Below are 20,576 nucleotides of genomic sequence, written 5' to 3' on the forward strand. Positions count from 1 at the left end.
TTTTTAAATGGCAAGATATACTGGTCCTAAGACTAAAATAGCCCGTAAATTCGGAGAAGCTATTTTCGGAGATGATAAGTCTTTCGAGAAAAGAAATTATCCTCCAGGGCAACACGGTAACAACCGTCGTCGTGGTAAAAAATCTGAATACGCTATCCAGTTAATGGAAAAGCAAAAAGCTAAGTACACTTATGGTATCTTAGAACGTCAATTCAGAAACATGTTTGAAAAAGCAACACGTGCACAAGGTATTACCGGTGAGGTGCTTTTACAATTATGTGAGTCTCGTTTAGATAACGTTGTATACAGAATGGGTATTGCCCCTTCAAGACGTGGTGCAAGACAATTAGTTTCTCACAGACACATTACCGTAAATGGTGAATTAGTGAATATTCCTTCTTACCAGTTAAAGGCAGGAGATGTAGTTGGTGTAAGAGAGAAGTCAAAATCCTTGACTGCCATCCAGGATTCATTAGCTAATTCTAGCAGTGTGTATGAATGGATCACATTCAACAATGAAACAAAACAGGGAACCTATGTTTCTGTACCTGGAAGAGTGCAAATTCCGGAAAATATAAATGAACAATTCATCGTCGAATTATATTCGAAATAATAATTCACAGAAGTCGTAATATGGCAATATTAAATTTTCAGAAGCCCGATAAAGTTATAATGATTGATTCAACCGATTTCGAAGGGAAATTTGAATTTCGCCCTTTGGAGCCCGGTTATGGATTGACTGTTGGTAACGCTTTAAGGAGAGTTCTCCTGTCTTCACTTGAAGGGTTCGCTATTACTTCGGTTCGCATCGAAGGAGTAGAGCACGAATTCTCAACTATCCCTGGGGTAGTAGAAGACGTAACCGAAATTATTCTTAACCTGAAACAAATCAGGTTCAAGAGGCAAATTGACGAAATAGACAATGAAGCCGTTACAATTTCTGTATCTGGCCAGGACCAACTTACCGCTGGTCATTTTCAAAAGTTTATCTCAGGTTTCCAAATCCTAAACCCAGATCTTGTGATCTGTAACATGGATAAAAAGGTTAACCTTAACATGGAAGTGACTGTTGAAAAGGGTAGAGGTTATGTTCCTGCTGAAGAGAACAAAAAAGCCAACGCTCCTTTAGGTACTATCTATACTGACTCTATCTACACTCCGGTGAAGAACGTGAAGTATAGTATTGAAAACTATCGTGTTGAGCAGAAAACTGATTATGAAAAATTAGTTTTCGAGATCATTACAGATGGTTCTATTCACCCTAAAGATGCATTGACTGAAGCTGCCAAGACTTTAATTCACCACTTTATGTTGTTCTCTGACGAACGCATAACGTTGGAAGCTGATGAAATTGCTCAGACTGAAACATATGATGAAGAATCTCTTCACATGCGTCAGTTACTAAAGACCAAGTTGGTTGACATGGACCTTTCAGTAAGAGCATTGAACTGCTTGAAAGCGGCTGAAGTTGATACCCTTGGTGATCTAGTATCATACAACAAAAATGACCTGATGAAGTTCCGTAACTTCGGAAAGAAATCCTTGACCGAACTTGAAGAGTTGGTTAACAACAAAGGATTGAATTTCGGAATGGATCTTTCAAAATACAAATTAGATAAAGACTAAATTTTCCATTTGTCATTCCCGTTGCTCCGGCAACGGGGATCTCTTGGCATTATAGAAAAGAAAAATGAGACACGGAAAAAAAATAAACCATTTAGGTAGGCAAACCGCTCATCGCAAGGCGATGTTGGCGAATATGGCTTGTTCCCTAATTGAGCATAAACGTATTAATACCACTGTTGCTAAAGCTAAAGCTTTAAAGCAGTTTGTAGAGCCTTTAGTAACCAAGTCTAAAGAAGATACTACTCACAATAGAAGGATTGTTTTTAGTAAACTGCGTGACAAAAACGCTATTACTGAACTGTTTCGTGAAGTAGCTCCTAAAGTAGGTGATCGTCCGGGAGGATATACCCGAATCATCAAGTTAGGAAACCGTCTTGGAGATAACGCTGATATGGCGATGATCGAATTGGTAGACTTCAATGAGATCTACAATGTAAACAAACCTGAGAAGAAGAAGTCAACTCGTAGAGCTGGTAGAGGTAAGAAAGCCGAAACTGCACAGTCGACTCCTGAGGCTACTGAGAAGAAAAGCAATGAAGGTAAAGAAGAATAAGATGATTTTTTCTTCATAAATTTTAAAAGGATAAGCTTCTAAAGCTTATCCTTTTTTTATATCATTTAATCACATGTTCGCCTATTTTATAATAGGCTTAAAATTGGTAAATTACAAAGTCTTAAAACCGAAATATTTTTATGAAATATCAATCTAGAAAAAAAGCTATTGTGTTGCTTGAAGATGGAACCATTTTTCACGGGAAAGCTGTGGGAGATCAAGATGGGAAAGCTTTTGGGGAAGTTTGTTTTAATACCGGAATGACCGGATACCAGGAAATCTTTACAGATCCCTCTTATTTTGGCCAGATGATGGTTACTACCAATCCACATATTGGTAACTACGGTGCAAATGAAGACGAGAAAGAGGCTGAAAAAGCTCAAATCTCTGGATTGATCTGTAAGAACTTTAGTTATTTCGAATCGAGGCCTGCTTCAGATGAAACTTTGAAAGAATTTCTCGACAGAAGTAACCTGTTTGCGATTTCTGATGTTGATACCAGGGCGCTTGTAACCTATATTCGTGAAAATGGTGCCATGAATGCCGTGATCGCCACAGATTTTGAAGACCTGGACGCTTTGAAAAAGGAACTTTCTGAAGTGCCTGATATGAATGGGCTGGAGTTAGCTTCCAAAGTTTCAACTAAAGAACCTTATTTTTTCGGAAGTGAAACTGCAACTTATAGAGTAGCTGTGCTCGATGTGGGTGTCAAGAAGAACATTTTAAGAAACCTTGCAAAGAGAGATGTATACTGTAAAGTTTTCCCTTATAATACTCCTTTCTCAGAAATGAAGAAATGGAATCCTGACGGTTATTTGATTTCTAATGGTCCAGGGGATCCAAAACCTTTGAAGGAGGCTATTCAGACGGCTAAAGATATTATTGAGGCCAATGAGCCTCTTTTCGGAATTTGCCTGGGTCATCAAATTATTGCTTTGGCTAATGGGATTTCCACTTATAAAATGCATCATGGTCACAGAGGGATCAACCACCCGGTAATGAACCTTATTACAGGTAAAGGGGAGATCACTTCGCAAAATCACGGATTTACCGTGAGTGAAGATGAATGTGCAGCACATCCCGATGTGGAGATTACGCATACGCATTTAAATGATAACACTCTGGCCGGATTTAAAATGAAAAATAAGAACTGTTTCTCGGTGCAATATCATCCTGAGGCAAGTCCTGGTCCTAACGATTCTCATTACCTATTTGATGAGTTTATCCAGAATATGACTAAAGAAAATGCCTAAATATAATCCCCGCAAAAGCGGGGATTTATTTTTTCGTAAAACTATATCGGTTTCGTTGATAAAAATCCATAAAAGCCACTGAACTAAAGGTCTGGAGCCTTAAAATTTTTTGGAAGTATTCGTATCTTGCAGCTACTAATTTGAAAACATAAAATTATGAGTATTATTATAAATATACATGCCAGACAAATTTTTGATTCCCGTGGAAATCCAACCGTGGAAGTTGATGTTGAAACTGAAAACGGAGTAGTTGGAAGAGCTGCTGTTCCTTCGGGAGCATCAACCGGGGAACATGAGGCAGTTGAGCTTAGAGATGGCGGAACTGACTACATGGGAAAAGGTGTTTCTAAAGCTATCAAGAATGTTAACGAAGAGATCGCAGAAGAACTATTAGGTTATTCTGTGTTCGAACAAAACCTGATCGATCAAACCATGATCGAGCTTGATGGCACTCCTAATAAATCTAAACTGGGTGCAAACGCCATTTTAGGTGTTTCTCTTGCAGTTGCCAAAGCTGCGGCTGCAGAATTGAACATGCCACTATACAGATATGTAGGTGGAGTTAGCGCAAATACCCTTCCGGTTCCAATGATGAATATCATCAACGGTGGTTCACATTCAGATGCTCCTATCGCATTCCAGGAGTTCATGGTGATGCCGGTTAAAGCAAAAAGTTTTTCCGAAGCATTGAAAATGGGAACTGAGATCTTCCATAACCTGAAAAAGGTGCTTCACAAAAGAGGTTTGAGTACTGCTGTTGGTGATGAAGGTGGTTTTGCACCAACTCTTGACGGAACAGAAGATGCTTTAGATACCATTTTAGAATCTATAAAAAATGCAGGTTACACTCCTGGAGAAGAAGTAATGATCGCTTTGGACTGTGCTGCTGCGGAATTTTATGTAGATGGGAAATATGATTACACCAAATTTGAAGGTGAATCAGGTAAAGTGAGAACAAGCGAAGAGCAGGCAGATTACCTTGTATCTTTAGCTGAAAAATATCCTATTATTTCTATCGAAGATGGAATGGATGAAAACGACTGGGATGGTTGGAAAGCATTAACTGAAAAGGCCGGCGGAAAGGTTCAGCTGGTTGGAGACGATCTTTTTGTAACGAACGTTGAAAGGCTGTCTAAAGGAATTGAGAATAACATTGCAAACTCAATCTTGATTAAAGTAAACCAGATCGGAACTCTTACTGAGACTATTTCCGCTGTAAATATGGCTCATAATGCCGGTTATACTTCTGTAATGTCTCACCGTTCTGGAGAAACTGAAGATAATACGATTGCAGATCTTGCAGTTGCGCTAAACACGGGTCAGATCAAAACAGGATCAGCTTCAAGAAGTGACCGTATGGCTAAATACAACCAACTTTTGAGAATCGAAGAAGAGTTAGGTACAATGGCTTATTTCCCGAAGGAAAAAGCATTTAAAGTGAAGAGATAGTCACAAATCATATTATTTTAAAAGGCCTTTCCTTATGGAAGGCCTTTTTTGTTTTGTAGAAACTGACCCTCATCATATTTTGAATGCACTTTAAAAATTAGATTTAGAAATTCTGGGTTTATTTATTGCTTTGATTCGCGCTTTTTCGAAAAGTAATTCGTTTAAAACTACCCGTAAACCCTGATCTTTTGGCTTGAAGGAATATGTTGTAAACCCCAAAAAATAGCTGAGAATTTTGTAATTTAGCAATCCTTAAAATAAAATTCACGAAAATTCATAAATAATATGTCAAAAGTAGCTACTATAGAAATTGAGGGAAAAAAGTATGAACTGCCAATGGTAGTTGGAACTGAAAATGAAATTGCTCTTGATATCATGAAATTAAGAGCAGAAACCGGAGCCATTACTCTAGATCCGGGTTATAAGAATACAGGTTCTTGTGAGAGTGCCATTACTTTTCTGGATGGAGAAGAAGGTATTTTGAGATATCGAGGATACTCGATCGAAGAACTGGCTGAAAAAGCCGATTTCCTTGAAGTGGCTTATTTGTTGATCTTTGGTGAACTTCCAAATAAAATTCAACTTCAAAAATTCAATACAGACATATTAGACCAAAGTATTGTCAACGAAGATATGAAAACTGTGTTGCACGGTTTTCCTGATTCTGCTCACCCTATGGGTGTTTTGTCTTCTTTGACAAGTGCTTTAACTGCTTTTAACCCAAAGTCAGTTAATGTAGAGTCAGAAGAGGATATGTATAAAGCGATCGTAAAGATCCTGGCAAAATTCCCGGTGCTTGCTGCATGGACTCTTAGAAAGAAGAACAATCAAACCCTGTTTAATAAAGACACGAATATTGGGTATGTAGAAAGCCTTCTTAAAATGATGTTCCAGGAAGGAAGTAAAAATTACAAACCTAATAAGGTGGTTGTAAATGCTTTAGATAAATTATTGATCCTTCACGCAGATCATGAGCAGAACTGTTCTACTTCCACAGTAAGAATAGTAGGTTCGTCTCATGCCGGATTATTCGCATCTATTTCGGCAGGAGTTTCTGCCCTTTGGGGGCCACTTCATGGTGGTGCTAACCAGGCGGTGATCGAGATGCTTGAGGAAATTAAAGCAGATGGTGGTGATACTTCCAAGTTTATCGCTAAAGCAAAAGACAAAGATGATCCATTCAGATTGATGGGCTTTGGACACAGAGTGTACAAGAACTTTGATCCCCGTGCTAAGATCATCAAAAAAGCTGCTGATGAAGTGCTGGGGCAACTTGGAGTTGAAGATCCAATCCTTGAGATCGCAAAAGGTCTTGAAAAAGCCGCTTTGGAAGATCAATATTTCATTGACAGAAAACTTTATCCTAACGTAGATTTCTATTCAGGAATCATTTACCGTGCAATGGGTATTCCAACCGAAATGTTTACCGTGATGTTCGCTGTTGGACGTCTTCCTGGATGGATCGCTCAATGGAGAGAAATGAGACTTCGTAAAGAACCAATTGGACGTCCACGCCAGGTTTATATTGGTGAAACTCATAGAAAATTTAAAGAAATCGAGAACAGATAATAACTGACTTCTTTATAAAAAAAAAGCTTCATAAGAAATTATGAAGCTTTTTTTTGTTTCGAGGCGATCAGTTTTCCGCAGGAGTATGTAGAGAGGTGCGGGTAGAGGTCACGTAATCCTCCCCCTTTTTGCGGGTTACCAGCATGATCTCATATTGTTTGTAATCCTCAGGAATGATCACTTCAACTTCAGGCTGCGAGCCCAATTTCTTTATAGCTAGATGATTTCCGAACCTGTCCGTTTTAATGAGGTTCCATTCAAACTTATATTCTTTGTTGGAATTTTGAACAATCCATTCCTTGCCGTCAAATTGTGCAGCATGATACCTATAGATCTGGCCAGGATATAACTGCTCAGCAGGCTTCAATATCCTGCTTCTGAAAAGAGATTTTTCAGGCACTTTCTTTTCATTCCAGATAGCCGTAATGTCTTTAAGAATCTGTTTTTTTCTACCTCTGAAGTCCACCAGTCCGTCAAAATTTATCCAGTTACTTTTTCGTTCATCCTGCCAGTTTTGAAGGATCAAATCCTGATTTACGAATCTTTCAGAATTTTCAACTATCAAATTTGGAGTAATACTGCTGATGAATACATCCCTGCCCAATCCTTTCATCTCTTTGATCTGGTTTTCTAAAAACGTTGTGTCTTTGACAATCAAACCGTAGCTGTCTACAGGTAGATGTTCGTGGATCTGGTCTATAAGGAATTCGGTATCCAAATTAAACTGAAGATCAACAGTAATTGACTTCTCCGGGGAGATTTGTTTTATCCTTTGAGTTAGATCCTGAAGCCAGTTTAAATACGCGGTGCGTTGATTAAAGAGTAATGGCTTTTGGTAGTGTTGCTCCAGATCGAGTAGAAAGGAATAACTGATCACGTGATCTAGATCTTTTAATTTTTCCACCTTGTTCAAAATCTCTTGTTTGAGTTCTTCTTTTTCTGCCGTGTCATTTATGAAATCGAGGGATTGATCGATGTTAAACTGATAAATGAGCTGCAAGTCAAATTTTTCAGAATACAAGAGAAGGTTGTGATCATAAATATTACCTCCGGTTATTTGAATGGTATTAATTCCCGAACTTTTAAGGTTTTCAAAATCTTTTGAGATCACTTCTTTAGTGACCGCGTAATAATTATTCATCCAGTTTGTGCCTTTTTTGTATCGCACACCTCGAATGTCAAATCTGCTAATTGGATTTCTCTCCTCCGGAAGGCTTACCTTCTTTAATTCCTTTTCCGAACCTTGTGCAGCCTCTCCTGAAAATTCTTGTTTGAAGGAGTCCCATGAGTTGATCGTCCAATCCAGTTTACCATCTTTAAGCCATTTATTTTTTGGAATATTCTCATCTACAGAACTATTAAAGAAAACCAATGCCTTAATATTTTCATGTGAGGAATTAATAGAGTCCACCGCATTTGTCAGCCAGCTCTCCTGGTTGTTTTGACCTAATTTTAAAGATCCGAACTCTGCCAGCATGATAGGTTTGCGGGTGAACCAGTATAGCTTATTTTTAAAAGGTTCGTAGAGCTTGTTGAATGGCAGGACTTCTCCATTTTCATTTAAAGGTCCGTAATTCAACATGGTCAGTCCTATCCAGTCTACGTATTGATCTCCGGGATAGTAATTGTTCATACCTTTCGGTTTCCACGGATTCCAGACAAAAATGGCTTTATGAGCACCTTCCTTTTTCATCAGTTTATGAACATATATCCAGGCTGCTTTTAATTCTTCCGAAGTATTGTTGCCTGCTTGGGACCAGGGATACTGAGGGTTGTCAAATTCATGTGCGAACCTTAGGAAGATCGGTTTGTCATAAGTCTTCAGGATATTTGCAAACTTTATAATGTAATCATCGAAAAAACCGTCAGTAATATGCTTGAAAACCTTCTTCTCTTCTGAAAGATCCCGCACCGTATCGTTAGAAGCTAAGGTTGAAGCCCACGGTTCCCAGGTGATCATAGGAATTGCATTTTTTTGATAAATAGAATCCATCAGTTGATGAGGGAACTTGTTCACGCTTTCATCGGTCCAGGCGAGGTAAAATGAAATGATGTCAAAATCGATATTTTCGCGGGATTCAAGTTCATTGATCGCTTGAATGTCTGATATTCCATTTCCTTCGGAAGGTTGAAAGATCCCCAGGTATTTTTCGCTATGTTTCTTTGAAAAAGGTACATAGACCTCATCCCATTTCAATTGATCATGTTCATTTTTAAAGCTCATAGAGGTAATAAGAATTAGAAGCAATAATGGAAGAGCTACTGTCCTGGTGCCTTCAAAAGCCAGATTGGCCAGGCGGTAAAATCCATGTTTGAAACTTGCTAAAACGCTAAGTGATTTTTTGTGAAGCCGAGTGCGAAGAATTTTATTCTGATTGGTAACCCTCACGGCTATGTATATACCGAACATCATAATAAGAGCATTGAAAAATGCAAACCCCGACATGACAATTGAAAATGGGGTGAGATCTTGATATAGGCCAAAAACAATTGCGAAAATAGAGACCAGGGCTACTATGGCATTTGGCAAAATGATCTTCATGTTCGTGTTGAATTCATCCTCTTTTGGTGTTGGTAAATACGGGACTTTCTTATTTAAAATAGTGTAAACCAGTCCCAGAATATAGATCCACCAGGTATTTATATGGAGAAGCCCGCCAACCAAATGAAAGCCTCTTTCCTTTTTTTCGATCACCCACTTCTGAATAAAGGTTCTTATCAAAATTGAACTTGCCGCAACAGGAAGTAGTACCAGTACAAAATCTATAATGTTTCCTTTCCAAGGGGTTGTAGAAAGTAATAGGGAAAGAATTGGGATGAGGAAGGTGAACAATATGATCACACCACTCAGGTAATGCATGGGTAAAATGCCGTAGTGAATTCTTTGCCTTCCGGTTAATTTTGAAAAGATTTTCGGAAAAACCTTTACCCATAGGTCAAAACTTCCCCGTGACCATTTTAGTTGTTGCTTAAAGAAATTAGTGAGATTAGATGGGGCAAGTCCTTTAGCTAGAACTATAGGAACATATACAGCCTTCCAGCCTTTAGCATAGAGTAACATTGCGGTATGCATATCTTCACACAGCCCGGGCGCATGACCGCCAATACTATCTAACGCCTCTCTTCTGAAAACACAGTTTGCCCCTATGGCATTTACTGCTCCATAAGCGTTCAAGGTCATCATCATTGGTCCGTAAAACTGAAATGTTTGCTCAGCCGCACCCCGGGCTACAAGGCTTTCTTTGATATTATAGTAAGACTGCACGATCTGTACGAAACCGATCTTAGGATCTGAAAAATGTGGTAAGATAGGGTCTAGAAACTCAGGTTCAGGAATATGATCAGGATCCAGGATCACGCAAATGTCACCGGTGGCATGCTTTTTCAAAGCATTATTAATGTTACCTGCTTTGGCATCAATGCGATTATCGCGAGTAACGTGAACGATCCCGTTCTCTTCACAGAATTGTTTCAAAAAAGGATCATCTGCTTCATCACATAAATAAGTAGTATGAGGGTATTTTATATTTTTAATAGCCTTTAATGTGGTGGTGATCATTTTATAGGGCTCTCCCGGAAAATAGGTCGTAAGGACATCGACAGTCAGGTTTGGCGTCACTTTCGGAGTTTTTGGAACCGAAATGTTTGAATAATTATACCACATGTATAGTTTTTTGAGCACACCATAAAGAATGATAGAGCTCAGCATGAAAAATAAGAGGGAGTTAGTCCTGTGTTCCGGTTTGAAGAAAAAGACCAGAAAATTCAAGATACTAAATACCCCCAGCAGGATCATAAATTTGATCATGCGGGATTCATTTGGGGTGGGAGCTTTTATATTATTCCTCATTGGCCGGGTTTAGTACGTAAAAAGGAATATTGGATGTTGAGTAATTATTTTCCTTATCAAAAACATACACAAAAAGCCTGTAGGGACCTTCTTTTTGAGGGGTGGTAAATTTTATTTTTGAAGATGATATTTTTGGTGTTAACTGTTTTAGAACAGGCTGGTCTTTCTCAATGTCACTCCAGGCTTCCGGTCTTATCTCCCAGGAATATTCCAAAGAATCAACCTTTTTGGAAAGCATTACTACCTCTGCCTCTGCTTGTATGCCGGGAGTAAGAATAATACTTTCAGGAGAACCCCTGCCATTAAGGTAGGCGTAGTAGATTTGAGGTCCGGCATACTCTAAAGGTTCATTATTCCATAAATTCTTTAAAGTGTGGAAAGATTCACTTCTTTTACCCTCTTCGGAAAATATGCTGAACCAGGTGTGTGTGCGTTCCTGTTTATTACCCCAAAAGAAGACAACGCTTCCCATGCAATTGGAGGCATTCATTACTTCTGAAGCATATCGTTCGGCCAGAATTTCTGAAGTTTTGCTGCTGGTTTGTTCAATGGGAGCACCCCAATTTGTTTTGTCCTCCTCCCACGGTCCATTCACGCCCCATTCGGTGATAACATAAGGGCCATTCCAGATCATATTGAAAGGTTTCATTCTGTCATCTAGGTTGGTGAGATTTCCGAAGGAATTGATCGATATTAGATCGAGATCAGGACTGCGCATAAGGATACTCGCAAGCCGTCTTCGGTTTCCACCAATGACAGCTGTACTTACAGGGTGATCTGGGTCTGTTTTCTTTACCAGGTCAACCAGGGAATTATAACTGCTGAAGAATTTTACGTCTTTGTGAAAAGTAGGATAATATAATTCATTCCCGAGATTCCAGTAGAGTAGCGCCGGATGGTCCTTAAATTTCCTGATCAACGAGGCTATCTTTTTTTTAGGAACACTTAGATCCTTCTCATAGAATTTAGATCCGTCTCCATATTTAGGCAGGGGGATATCTACAATTACCGCCAGCCCATATTCATGTGCCTTATCCAAAGTCGACTTAAGATTTATAGTATCATAAACCCTAATGGTATTCCCGCCGGCTTCTTTGAGTTCCCTAAAATGGGAATTCCCTGCTGCTCCTTTGATTTGAAACGGTTCATTATTACGGATCAATTTATAGGAATTACCATCATGCGCAACATACACCTTTGCCGAGGTGTTGCTTGTAGACGCAGGTTTTGTACATGCCAAAGCAATAAATATCAAAAAACCTGCGATATGTATAGTTCTGAGTGGGTTCCGGTATTGCAAAATTAACAGACCTTTGAGGCTATTGCTAATATATGAAAAGTAATAGGAAGGAATAAGTTAGAGAAATTATAAAATAACGGGTAGAGAAAGCGAAATTTTGGTTTGTTATTTGATATTATAAGATCTTGTGAGTGCATTCCTGTAAATCTTTATTCAGTTGAAAATATGGAGGTCAGGGGGCTTTTTCTATATTTGCAAAAATTTTGGCACGATGAAATTAAATGTTAAAAATGAGACGTCCAGATTAAGAGCTGTAGTACTTGGAACTGCTGAAGGTATAGGAGGCGTTCCCAGTCTTTCGGATGCATACGATCCTAAATCTGCAGAACATATAAAGGCCGGGACTTATCCCAAAGAAGATGACATGGTTAGAGAGATGGAAGCAGTGAAGAATGTCCTTGAAAAATATGATGTGAAAGTATATCGGCCAAAAGTGATCAATGACTATAATCAAATTTTCACCAGGGATATAGGTTTTGTTATTGATGATAAGTTTGTGAGAGCTAATATTCTGCCAGATCGGGAGCAGGAGATCGAAGCGATCTCTCACGTTCTTGAAAAGATCGAGAAAGATAAGATCATAAAGTTGCCCGAAGATGCCCATGTTGAAGGGGGAGATGTCATGTTGTATAACGACCATATATTCGTTGGCACCTACTACGGGGAGGATTATTCAAGTTTTATAACTGCTAGAACCAATATGAAAGCGGTTGATCATTTGAAACAGCATTTTCCCGACAAAGTGGTGAAGCCCTTCAATCTTAGAAAATCAAATACTGAGCCTAGAGACAATGCCCTTCACCTGGATTGCTGTTTTCAGCCGGTTGGTAAGGATAAAGCTATCCTGTATAAAGGTGGATTCTTAAATGAAGAGGAATATGAATGGCTGGTGGATTTCTTCGGAAAAGAAAATGTTTTTGAGATCAGCCGTGATGAGATGTACAATATGTTCTCCAATGTTTTTTCTATTTCTGAAGATGTGGTGATCTCTGAAAGGAATTTTACCCGTCTTAACACCTGGTTGCGTGAAAATGGTATTACTGTTGAGGAAGTACCATACGCCGAAATTGCAAAACAGGAAGGATTACTAAGGTGTTCAACCCTACCCCTAATTAGGGACTAAATAAAATAAATGAGACAAATTACAGATACAATTTTAATGGTGAGACCGGTAGCATTCAGAATGAATGAGCAAACTGCCGTAAACAACTATTTTCAGGAAGGTCTTCAATTGGAAAATGAAAAGATCAACCGCAAAGCCCAGGAAGAGTTTGACGCTTTTGTGGCTAAACTGCGCGGTGTGGGAGTGAATGTAATTGTGGTGAACGATGATGAAAAACTCGACACCCCTGATTCTATTTTTCCGAATAACTGGGTGACTTTTCACGAGGATGCCACAGCCGTTCTTTTCCCGCTTTTTGCAGAGAATCGCAGAAGAGAGCGTCGAGCAGAGATCTTTGAGAAGATCGAAGAGGAAGGATATGAGATCAAAGACGTTATAGATTATACCAGTGCAGAAGAGGAGGAGCTTTTTCTCGAGTCTACAGGAAGCATGATCCTTGACAGGGTTAATGAGAAGGCTTACTGTGCGCTTTCTCCGAGGGCCAGTGAGGAATTACTGATCGAGTTCTGTGAGGACATGGAATTTACGCCGGTGGTCTTTAATGCCTACCAGGATGTAGATGGCAAGAGAATGCCTATTTATCACACCAATGTGATGATGTGTCTGGCTGAAAACTTCGCGGTGATCTGTCTGGATTCTATCGATGATCCAAAAGAACGCAAGAATGTTGTAAAACACTTGAAATCTGACGGGAAAGAGATCATAGAGATCTCAGAAGCCCAAATGCATCACTATGCAGGAAATATGCTGCAGGTTTCCGGGAAAGACGGAAAAAAATACCTGGTTATGAGTGAATCTGCCAGGCAAAGTCTTTTGCCAAATCAGGTAGCGGCTATTGAGAAGCATTGTGAGATTTTAAGCAGTGATTTGGAAACCATTGAAACGTGCGGTGGCGGAAGTGCTCGTTGTATGATGGCGGAAGTTTTCCTTCCGAAGAAATAAAAAAATTAAAGCCCTTGAAAAAGGGCTTTTTTAATGTCTTTACATAATATCCTCAATTCTGGGAAAAGAGGTGTCAGTCTGGTAATTCTTAACCTTCTTTACAAATTTATGAACATCATCCTGGTCAGCTCCTGCCCATATCTTGATAAAGTAGTGATCCTTGTAAAATGAATATTCTTCAGCTTTGCCTTTATAGATCTTGAGTTTAAAAAATGGGATAACCAGGGAGTACATGTCATTCTTGGCCCTGAAACTTATGATAATTCCCTTAGGCCGCATTTCAAAATTGCAAAAGATCTGTTCCTCGTGAAGAACCATAAGATTATAAAGATCAATGCTGGCAGCGGTCACCGCAATATTTGATAGCACGGTTCCTTCCAGTTCCTTCCTTTTTTCGAGGTTAAAAGGTTTCCCTATTGTATCGGAAATTAATTCTTTTTTCTTGGCTAGATCCTGGGAGACATTCAGCAGCATTTTCTTTTTTCTTTAAAGGTAAGCATTTGCGTCCAAACCCTTTAACTAAGCTGATTTTTCTGTTATCTTTGCGGTTCCTTAGCCCTGGAGGGGCGCTTTTAAAAACAAAAGAGAATGAGTGTTCAAACGATACTTGCAGATCAGGTAAAAGAAGCTGTTAAAAATATACATAATGTAGAGCTGGACTCTGTTGAATTTCAGGCCACACGTAAAGATTTTGAGGGAGATATCACCCTTGTTACTTTCCCTATGCTTCGCCAGATCAAAACAAATCCGGTGAAATTGGGAGAATCCATTGGAGAGTATTTGGTTCAAAATAATCCTGAGATCGAAAAATTCAATGTGGTACAGGGATTTTTGAATATCGTTCTTGCTGATAAACTTTATCTGGATTTCTTCGGAAATATGAAGGATGACGAGAATTTCGGAAAAGTTCCGCAAGGGGAAAACACCATAATGGTAGAATATTCATCTCCCAACACCAATAAACCATTGCATTTAGGACATATCAGAAATAACCTTTTGGGATACTCTGTTTCTGAAATTCTTAAAGCTGCCGGAAATAAAGTATACAAAACCCAGATCATCAATGACCGTGGGATCCATATATGTAAATCCATGTTGGCATGGCAACGTTTTGGCCATGAGGAAACACCTGAAACATCCGGCTTAAAAGGAGATAAACTGGTAGGAAACTATTATGTGAAATTCGACAAAGCTTATAAAGAAGAAATTTCTTATTTGGTGGCCCAGGGAAAGACCGAAGAAGAAGCCAAGGCTGAAGCCCCAATATTAAAAGATGCTCAGGAAATGCTGAGAAAGTGGGAGGCCGGCGATGATGAGGTTGTGACACTTTGGAAGAGAATGAACCAGTGGGTATATGATGGTTTTGAAGAAACATACAAGAAACTGGGAGTAGATTTTGATAAGAATTATTACGAAAGTGAAACCTACCTTTTAGGTAAAAATGTGGTTGCTGAAGGTCTTGAAAAGGGTGTTTTTTATCGCAAGGATGATGGCAGCGTATGGATAGACCTTACAGATGAAGGTCTTGATGAAAAGATCGTTTTAAGAAGTGATGGCACGGCGGTCTACATGACCCAGGATATTGGTACTGCCATTCAACGAGTAGAAGATTTTGCTATTAACGGAATGGTCTACACGGTAGGAAATGAGCAGGATTATCACTTTAAGGTGCTGTTTTTGATCCTTAAGAAATTAGGTTTTGAGTGGGCAGAACACTTGTATCACCTAAGCTATGGTATGGTGGATCTTCCTTCGGGAAAAATGAAAAGCCGTGAAGGTACCGTGGTAGATGCAGATGATCTTATCCAAGAAATGGTAGGTACCGCCAAAGAGATTTCCGAAGAATTGGGAAAACTTGAAGGCTATTCTGAAGAAGAAAAAGAGGAGCTTTACAGGATCATTGGTCTTGGAGCATTGAAATATTATATCCTGAAGGTTGATCCTAGGAAAAGAATTCTGTTCAATCCGGAAGAATCTGTAGATTTCCAGGGAAATACTGGGCCTTTCATTCAGTATACCTATGCCCGAATTCAGTCGATCTTAAGAAAAGCAGATTTGGATTACAGTGAAACCATTTCAGATTATACGCTGAATGACAAAGAAAAGGAGCTCATCAAACAGTTGCAGTTATACCCTGAAACTGTAGTGCTGGCTGCCGAAAATCATAGTCCGGCTTTGATAGCGAATTATACCTATGAGCTGGTAAAGGAATTCAACAGTTTTTACCAGAATGTTACTATTTTAGGGACTGAGGATCTTACTGAGAAGAAATTCAGAGTGCAGCTTTCAAAAGCTGTGGGAGATGTTATAAAATCTTCTTTCGCTTTGCTTGGAATCCAGGTTCCGGAAAGGATGTAGGCTGCGAAGAAAAACTTTTCACTTCAGCCTCAAATCATTAAATTTGCAACTGCCGTAACAGGCGGTACTTAAATAAACAAGAGAGAATATGTTTGATAGTTTAAGCGATAAATTAGATAGTGCTTTACACGTTCTTAAGGGACATGGGCAAATTACCGAGGTAAACGTAGCCGAAACCTTAAAGGAGGTGAGACGTGCGTTGGTCGATGCCGATGTAAACTATAAAATTGCGAAGGAGTTCACTAATACGGTTAAGGAAAAAGCCTTAGGTCAAAACGTACTTACTGCTTTAAAACCGGGACAGTTAATGGTGAAGCTGGTCAAGGATGAATTGACCCAGTTAATGGGAGGTGATGCCGAAGGGATCGATCTTTCCGGAAACCCTTCTGTTATCTTAATGTCAGGTTTGCAGGGTAGTGGTAAAACCACTTTCTCAGGGAAACTCGCTAACTATCTTAAAACTAAAAAATCCAAGAATCCGTTGTTGGTTGCCTGTGACGTGTATCGTCCTGCAGCGATCAATCAGTTGCATGTAGTAGGGGAGCAGATTGGAGTTGAGGTATTCAGTGATGAAGGAAATCAAGATCCGGTTGCTATTTCAAAGGCAGCCATAGCTCATGCAAAACAGAACGGAAATAATGTGGTGATCATCGATACCGCTGGTCGTTTAGCGATCGATGAGGCGATGATGACCGAGATCGCGAATATTCACCGTGCGATCGAGCCTAATGAAACCCTGTTTGTGGTTGACTCCATGACAGGTCAGGATGCTGTTAATACTGCAAAGGCATTTAATGAAAGATTGAATTTTGACGGGGTGATCCTTACCAAACTAGACGGGGATACCCGTGGTGGTGCGGCTATCTCGATCAAATCTGTAGTAGATAAGCCTATCAAGTTCATTGGTACGGGAGAAAAGATGGACGCGATTGACGTGTTCTATCCGTCTCGTATGGCAGATCGTATCCTTGGGATGGGAGATGTTGTATCTCTTGTGGAAAGAGCGCAGGAGCAGTATGATGAAGAGGAAGCGAGAAAACTTCAGAAGAAGATCGCTAAAAATGAATTCGGATTTGACGATTTCCTGAACCAGTTACAACAGATCAAGAAAATGGGATCTATGAAAGATCTTATGGGTATGATCCCTGGAGCCGGAAAAATGCTGAAGGATGTTGATATTGATGATGATGCCTTCAAACATATTGAAGCGATCATTCATTCCATGACCCCTGAAGAAAGATCAAAGCCGTCCCTGATCAATGCAAGTCGTAAGAAACGAATCGGAAAAGGATCAGGAACATCTGTTCAACAGGTCAACCAGTTGCTCAAGCAATTTAACCAAATGAGCAAAATGATGAAGATGATGCAAGGTGGCGGTGGCCGTAAGATGATGCAGATGATGAAGAATATGAAATAAGCTAATACCAGTTTTTAAATAATTATCAATCGCTTGCTCTTAAATTTAGAGCGGGTATAAAAATCATCACATATGACTATTCTCGACGGGAAAAAAGTTAGTAATCAAATCAAAGAAGAGATTACTGAGGAAGTTCAAAAAATGAAAGACCGCGGAGAAAAGGTGCCACACCTTGCCGCGATCATTGTTGGGAACGACGGGGCTAGTTTGACATATGTGAATAGTAAGGTAAAGGCTTGTGAAAGGGTAGGATTCGAATCTACCATGGTGAGGATGCCCGGTACGACCAGTGAACTTGAACTTTTGAAAAAGATCAAGGAGCTTAATGAAAATGATGATATCGACGGTTTTATTGTTCAGCTCCCTTTGCCCAAACAAATAGATACCCAAAAAGTATTACTTACTGTAGACCCCGATAAGGATGTAGACGGTTTTCACCCAACCAACTTCGGAAAAATGGCGTTGGATATGACCAGCTTTATTCCGGCAACACCGTTTGGGATCCTTGAATTGTTAGAACGATATAATGTAGAGACCGAGGGTAAGCACACTGTAGTAATTGGTCGAAGTCACATTGTAGGAAGGCCAATGAGCATACTTATGGGAAGAAAAGGATTTCCAGGGAACTCTACCGTCACCTTAACTCATAGTCATACCAAGAACATTACTCAAATCACCTCACAGGCAGATATCATAATTACAGCTTTAGGTAATCCCGGCTTTTTAAAAGCCGAAATGGTCAAAGATGACGTAGTGATCATCGATGTCGGGATCACAAGGGTAGAGGACGAAACCCGCGAAAGAGGGTATCGTATAGTGGGAGATGTTGATTTTGAAAATGTAAGCAAAAAAGCATCTTTTATAACTCCTGTTCCGGGAGGAGTTGGTCCAATGACCATAGCCATGCTTTTAAAGAACACTCTTCTTGCCCGTGAAATGCACAGGCAGAAAAGTGCTGAGGTTTAATCATTTGATTTTTTAAGCTGATCTGGCTTCATCGATCTTCCAGTCCAGGTAAGAATGTAGATCTGTTTCAATAAAACGGATCACGATGGTGAAAATAGCAAAATCATCTATGTATCCCAGTCCCGGTATGAAGTCGGGAACCATATCCAGTGGATTGAATACATAGAGTAAAGCGAAACCAATCGCACCAATAGTGAACCATGGAACCTGCTTGAAATTTCCTTTTTTGTAATCCTGTAGCATCCCGAACATGATCTTACCCATTTCGGAATATTTTTTTAAACCCGAACCGGCGAACTTTTTATCGATGGCTTCTTTGTTGGTCATGACCATGTCAATATCATCGTCCTTGATCTTTGAAACTTCAGAGTTTACATAATCTTCATTAATTTTCTTTTTCGCATCTTCTAACATCACAATAATTTTTTAGATTAAATTTTATCTTCTGTTTTTCCGTATTCGTGCTTGTATATCTTTAAGATAAGTAAAAATAGCGAGATAAGAATAGGTCCGAAGATCAAACCTATGAACCCGAAAAGGGGAACTCCAACAACTACCCCAAAAAGGGTGATCAATGGATGTACGCTCGCAAGCCTGTTCAGAATATAAAGTCTCAAGACATTATCTGTTATTCCTACTATTACAAACCCGTAGATCAGGATAAAGATCCCCTGCCATTGCATTCCCTGGGATAGCAATAGTATGGCGACGGGCACAATTCCAATGGCTGTACCCACGAAAGGAACCATTGCCCCTAAAGCAGTAATGACAAACCAGAATAAAGGATCAGGTACACCCACTATCAAAAATCCAATCAAAGCGACAAGACCTTGAAAAAAAGCAACTAAAGGAATTCCCAGGGCATTTGATTTTACCAACTCATCACCTTCCACACCAATCACTTTCAGGTTGTCTTCGCCAAGTGGGATATAAGAGATCATTAATTTTTTAAGTTCATGCCTGTGAATGAGCATGTAGTACAACATGAAATACATGATCCCAATTGCGATAAATGCATTAAAGGTACCAACCCCCAGGGATTGAAGGTTATTAGAAAGCCAAGTGGCAACACTTGAGGAGTCAATCGTTCTGCTCAGGTCATATCCAAAATAAATTTCAGCCTGATCGAACTGCTCTTTTATAGCCTGGAGTACTTTTTCTGAATTTGCGACCGCTTTGCCTATTTTTGAGGTAAGCATCAAGATCGTAAGAGTGATGGGGACAAGTATACCAATGAAGGAGAGGAAAATTAGATAAGAGGCGGCCATTACCGGCTTCCATCCTTTCTCTACCAGTCGTGACATTTTTTTTCTAAGGATCACATGCAGGGTGATCGCACCGAGCACTCCTGAGAGGTAAGGAAGAATCTCCTTAAAAATTAATACCAGTAAAAAGAGAATAAGCAGTAAAACAAATAGCTGGCGTACTAAAGACGGTTTTATTCTGTTCATGTAATGCTTATAAAGCTGTTATTTTGCAAACAACTGGTCAATATTTTTGAAGGCTTTAAATTCTAGGGCATTTCCAGATGGGTCGTTAAAGAACATAGTCGCCTGTTCTCCCACTTTGCCTTCAAATCTTATGTAGGGCTCGATAATAAAAGATATGTTTTTTTCTTTTAAGGCTTCGGAAAATTTCTGAAAAGTATCCCAATCCAGTACTACTCCAAAATGAGGAACAGGAACTTCTTTTCCATCAACCGGATTACTGGCAGCATTTTTTTCACCCGAAGGTTCTTTGTAGTGGATCACCAATTGATGCCCAAAGAAATTAAAATCAACCCAATGATCGCTGCTGCGTCCTTCTTCGCAGCCTAATGTTTCCCGATAAAAAATTCTGGCTTTTTCAAGGTCGTTTACCGGAATTGCCAGGTGAAAGGGTTGAATTTTGTCCATATGTTAATGATTTCTAAGTGCTTTGATTAGTTCTTGCTTGTTCATTTTTGAGCGGCCTTCAATTCCTACCTCTTTAGCTTTTTGATACAGTTCATCTTTGGTGCGCTCCTCATATTTAGAAGCTTTTCCGCCCTTGTTTCCGGAATTGGATGTGTTTGCAATACGGGCAGCTTTTTCCTTGCTGGCATCTTTGTCCCTTAAAGCCTCATACTGGTCTTCATTTTTGATCCTGTTGTTGTTAGCTCCCATTTTTCTTTTAAAAATAGGCAGTTAGG

Annotated in this window: 18 protein-coding genes; 11 read left to right on the top strand and 7 right to left on the bottom strand. The window is 39.5% G+C overall.

Translation table 11 applies throughout. The annotated features are described in order from the left end of the window. The first annotated feature begins 7 nt into the window (after window positions 1-7). The 6 genes from rpsD (at window position 8) to ACFQ1G_RS13395 (ending at window position 6,450) form a co-directional block, all read left to right on the top strand. Window positions 8-613 carry a 30S ribosomal protein S4 gene (gene rpsD, locus ACFQ1G_RS13370; protein ID WP_380740339.1) on the top strand — a complete coding sequence of 202 codons (606 nt, stop codon included), beginning with the start codon at window positions 8-10 and terminating at the stop codon, window positions 611-613. Between the two features lie 20 nt (window positions 614-633). Further along, a complete protein-coding gene (locus tag ACFQ1G_RS13375; protein ID WP_380740341.1) occupies window positions 634-1,626 on the top strand; it encodes a DNA-directed RNA polymerase subunit alpha in 993 nt (330 codons plus the stop codon). 64 nt (window positions 1,627-1,690) lie between these two features. Continuing rightward, window positions 1,691-2,179, top strand: coding sequence for a 50S ribosomal protein L17 (gene rplQ / locus ACFQ1G_RS13380; protein ID WP_380740343.1), 489 nt, complete (start codon window positions 1,691-1,693; stop codon window positions 2,177-2,179). A gap of 140 nt (window positions 2,180-2,319) precedes the next feature. Further along, the gene (gene carA, locus ACFQ1G_RS13385) at window positions 2,320-3,432 is read left to right on the top strand and encodes a glutamine-hydrolyzing carbamoyl-phosphate synthase small subunit (protein WP_380740344.1); all 1,113 of its coding nucleotides are present in this window, start codon (window positions 2,320-2,322) and stop codon (window positions 3,430-3,432) included. Between the two features lie 156 nt (window positions 3,433-3,588). After that, on the top strand, window positions 3,589-4,881 hold the full coding sequence (gene eno, locus ACFQ1G_RS13390; RefSeq protein ID WP_380740346.1) for a phosphopyruvate hydratase: 1,293 nt from the start codon (window positions 3,589-3,591) through the stop codon (window positions 4,879-4,881). 285 nt (window positions 4,882-5,166) lie between these two features. Beyond that, a complete protein-coding gene (locus tag ACFQ1G_RS13395; RefSeq protein WP_380740348.1) occupies window positions 5,167-6,450 on the top strand; it encodes a citrate synthase in 1,284 nt (427 codons plus the stop codon). 67 nt (window positions 6,451-6,517) lie between these two features. On the opposite strand, the gene ACFQ1G_RS13400 is transcribed toward ACFQ1G_RS13395, so the two are convergent. Next, window positions 6,518-10,300, bottom strand: coding sequence for a glycosyltransferase family 2 protein (locus ACFQ1G_RS13400; protein WP_380740350.1), 3,783 nt, complete (start codon window positions 10,298-10,300; stop codon window positions 6,518-6,520). Next, a complete protein-coding gene (locus ACFQ1G_RS13405; RefSeq protein ID WP_380740352.1) occupies window positions 10,290-11,540 on the bottom strand; it encodes a glycoside hydrolase family 2 TIM barrel-domain containing protein in 1,251 nt (416 codons plus the stop codon). The genes ACFQ1G_RS13400 and ACFQ1G_RS13405 overlap by 11 nt, the downstream gene beginning before the upstream one ends. Window positions 11,541-11,811: 271 nt before the next feature. Here ACFQ1G_RS13405 and ACFQ1G_RS13410 point away from each other — a divergent pair, with 271 nt between their 5' ends. Both ACFQ1G_RS13410 and ctlX read left to right on the top strand, forming a co-directional pair. Next, window positions 11,812-12,723: a dimethylarginine dimethylaminohydrolase family protein gene (locus ACFQ1G_RS13410; protein ID WP_380740354.1), complete on the top strand. Its 912-nt coding sequence runs from the start codon at window positions 11,812-11,814 to the stop codon at window positions 12,721-12,723. 9 nt (window positions 12,724-12,732) lie between these two features. Further along, on the top strand, window positions 12,733-13,665 hold the full coding sequence (gene ctlX / locus ACFQ1G_RS13415) for a citrulline utilization hydrolase CtlX (protein ID WP_380740356.1): 933 nt from the start codon (window positions 12,733-12,735) through the stop codon (window positions 13,663-13,665). 39 nt (window positions 13,666-13,704) lie between these two features. On the opposite strand, the gene ACFQ1G_RS13420 is transcribed toward ctlX, so the two are convergent. Continuing rightward, the gene (locus ACFQ1G_RS13420; RefSeq protein WP_380740357.1) at window positions 13,705-14,139 is read right to left on the bottom strand and encodes a hypothetical protein; all 435 of its coding nucleotides are present in this window, start codon (window positions 14,137-14,139) and stop codon (window positions 13,705-13,707) included. 114 nt (window positions 14,140-14,253) lie between these two features. Between ACFQ1G_RS13420 and argS the strand changes: the two genes are divergently transcribed. The 3 genes from argS to ACFQ1G_RS13435 all read left to right on the top strand — a co-directional run bounded on the left by argS (window position 14,254) and on the right by ACFQ1G_RS13435 (window position 18,406). Continuing rightward, complete coding sequence (argS, locus tag ACFQ1G_RS13425; protein ID WP_380740359.1) at window positions 14,254-16,023, top strand: arginine--tRNA ligase; 1,770 nt, start codon at window positions 14,254-14,256, stop codon at window positions 16,021-16,023. Between the two features lie 88 nt (window positions 16,024-16,111). After that, window positions 16,112-17,440, top strand: a complete 1,329-nt coding sequence (gene ffh, locus ACFQ1G_RS13430; RefSeq protein ID WP_380740361.1) for a signal recognition particle protein — start codon at window positions 16,112-16,114, stop codon at window positions 17,438-17,440. A gap of 72 nt (window positions 17,441-17,512) precedes the next feature. Next, the gene (locus ACFQ1G_RS13435) at window positions 17,513-18,406 is read left to right on the top strand and encodes a bifunctional 5,10-methylenetetrahydrofolate dehydrogenase/5,10-methenyltetrahydrofolate cyclohydrolase (protein WP_380740363.1); all 894 of its coding nucleotides are present in this window, start codon (window positions 17,513-17,515) and stop codon (window positions 18,404-18,406) included. 12 nt (window positions 18,407-18,418) lie between these two features. Here ACFQ1G_RS13435 and ACFQ1G_RS13440 read toward each other — a convergent pair whose 3' ends face one another. Genes ACFQ1G_RS13440 through ACFQ1G_RS13455 form a run of 4 tightly spaced genes read right to left on the bottom strand, consistent with a single transcriptional unit; the run spans window position 18,419 to window position 20,550 of the window. Continuing rightward, a complete protein-coding gene (locus ACFQ1G_RS13440) occupies window positions 18,419-18,820 on the bottom strand; it encodes a DUF1232 domain-containing protein (protein ID WP_380740815.1) in 402 nt (133 codons plus the stop codon). A 17-nt stretch (window positions 18,821-18,837) separates the two neighbouring features. Next, window positions 18,838-19,857, bottom strand: a complete 1,020-nt coding sequence (locus ACFQ1G_RS13445; RefSeq protein ID WP_380740365.1) for an AI-2E family transporter — start codon at window positions 19,855-19,857, stop codon at window positions 18,838-18,840. 18 nt (window positions 19,858-19,875) lie between these two features. Next, on the bottom strand, window positions 19,876-20,301 hold the full coding sequence (locus ACFQ1G_RS13450) for a VOC family protein (protein ID WP_380740367.1): 426 nt from the start codon (window positions 20,299-20,301) through the stop codon (window positions 19,876-19,878). Window positions 20,302-20,304: 3 nt separating this feature from the next. Further along, on the bottom strand, window positions 20,305-20,550 hold the full coding sequence (locus ACFQ1G_RS13455; protein WP_380740369.1) for a DUF7218 family protein: 246 nt from the start codon (window positions 20,548-20,550) through the stop codon (window positions 20,305-20,307). Between the last annotated feature and the right edge of the window lie 26 nt (window positions 20,551-20,576).

This window comes from Salinimicrobium gaetbulicola (assembly GCF_042676025.1).
In the GTDB taxonomy this organism is placed as follows: Bacteria; Bacteroidota; Bacteroidia; order Flavobacteriales; family Flavobacteriaceae; genus Salinimicrobium; species Salinimicrobium gaetbulicola.

Bases quoted from the DNA above. Each gene is read 5' to 3' on its own strand.
- ACFQ1G_RS13420 (WP_380740357.1), bottom strand. From the start codon at position 14,139: ATGCTGCTGAATGTCTCCCAGGATCTAGCCAAGAAAAAAGAATTAATT.
- ACFQ1G_RS13375 (WP_380740341.1), top strand. From the start codon at position 634: ATGGCAATATTAAATTTTCAGAAGCCCGATAAAGTTATAATGATTGAT.
- carA (WP_380740344.1), top strand. From the start codon at position 2,320: ATGAAATATCAATCTAGAAAAAAAGCTATTGTGTTGCTTGAAGATGGA.
- rpsD (WP_380740339.1), top strand. From the start codon at position 8: ATGGCAAGATATACTGGTCCTAAGACTAAAATAGCCCGTAAATTCGGA.
- ACFQ1G_RS13455 (WP_380740369.1), bottom strand. From the start codon at position 20,550: ATGGGAGCTAACAACAACAGGATCAAAAATGAAGACCAGTATGAGGCT.
- ACFQ1G_RS13445 (WP_380740365.1), bottom strand. From the start codon at position 19,857: ATGAACAGAATAAAACCGTCTTTAGTACGCCAGCTATTTGTTTTACTG.
- ACFQ1G_RS13440 (WP_380740815.1), bottom strand. From the start codon at position 18,820: ATGTTAGAAGATGCGAAAAAGAAAATTAATGAAGATTATGTAAACTCT.
- ctlX (WP_380740356.1), top strand. From the start codon at position 12,733: ATGAGACAAATTACAGATACAATTTTAATGGTGAGACCGGTAGCATTC.
- rplQ (WP_380740343.1), top strand. From the start codon at position 1,691: ATGAGACACGGAAAAAAAATAAACCATTTAGGTAGGCAAACCGCTCAT.
- ACFQ1G_RS13395 (WP_380740348.1), top strand. From the start codon at position 5,167: ATGTCAAAAGTAGCTACTATAGAAATTGAGGGAAAAAAGTATGAACTG.
- ACFQ1G_RS13435 (WP_380740363.1), top strand. From the start codon at position 17,513: ATGACTATTCTCGACGGGAAAAAAGTTAGTAATCAAATCAAAGAAGAG.
- argS (WP_380740359.1), top strand. From the start codon at position 14,254: ATGAGTGTTCAAACGATACTTGCAGATCAGGTAAAAGAAGCTGTTAAA.
- ffh (WP_380740361.1), top strand. From the start codon at position 16,112: ATGTTTGATAGTTTAAGCGATAAATTAGATAGTGCTTTACACGTTCTT.
- ACFQ1G_RS13410 (WP_380740354.1), top strand. From the start codon at position 11,812: ATGAAATTAAATGTTAAAAATGAGACGTCCAGATTAAGAGCTGTAGTA.
- eno (WP_380740346.1), top strand. From the start codon at position 3,589: ATGAGTATTATTATAAATATACATGCCAGACAAATTTTTGATTCCCGT.
- ACFQ1G_RS13450 (WP_380740367.1), bottom strand. From the start codon at position 20,301: ATGGACAAAATTCAACCCTTTCACCTGGCAATTCCGGTAAACGACCTT.
- ACFQ1G_RS13400 (WP_380740350.1), bottom strand. From the start codon at position 10,300: ATGAGGAATAATATAAAAGCTCCCACCCCAAATGAATCCCGCATGATC.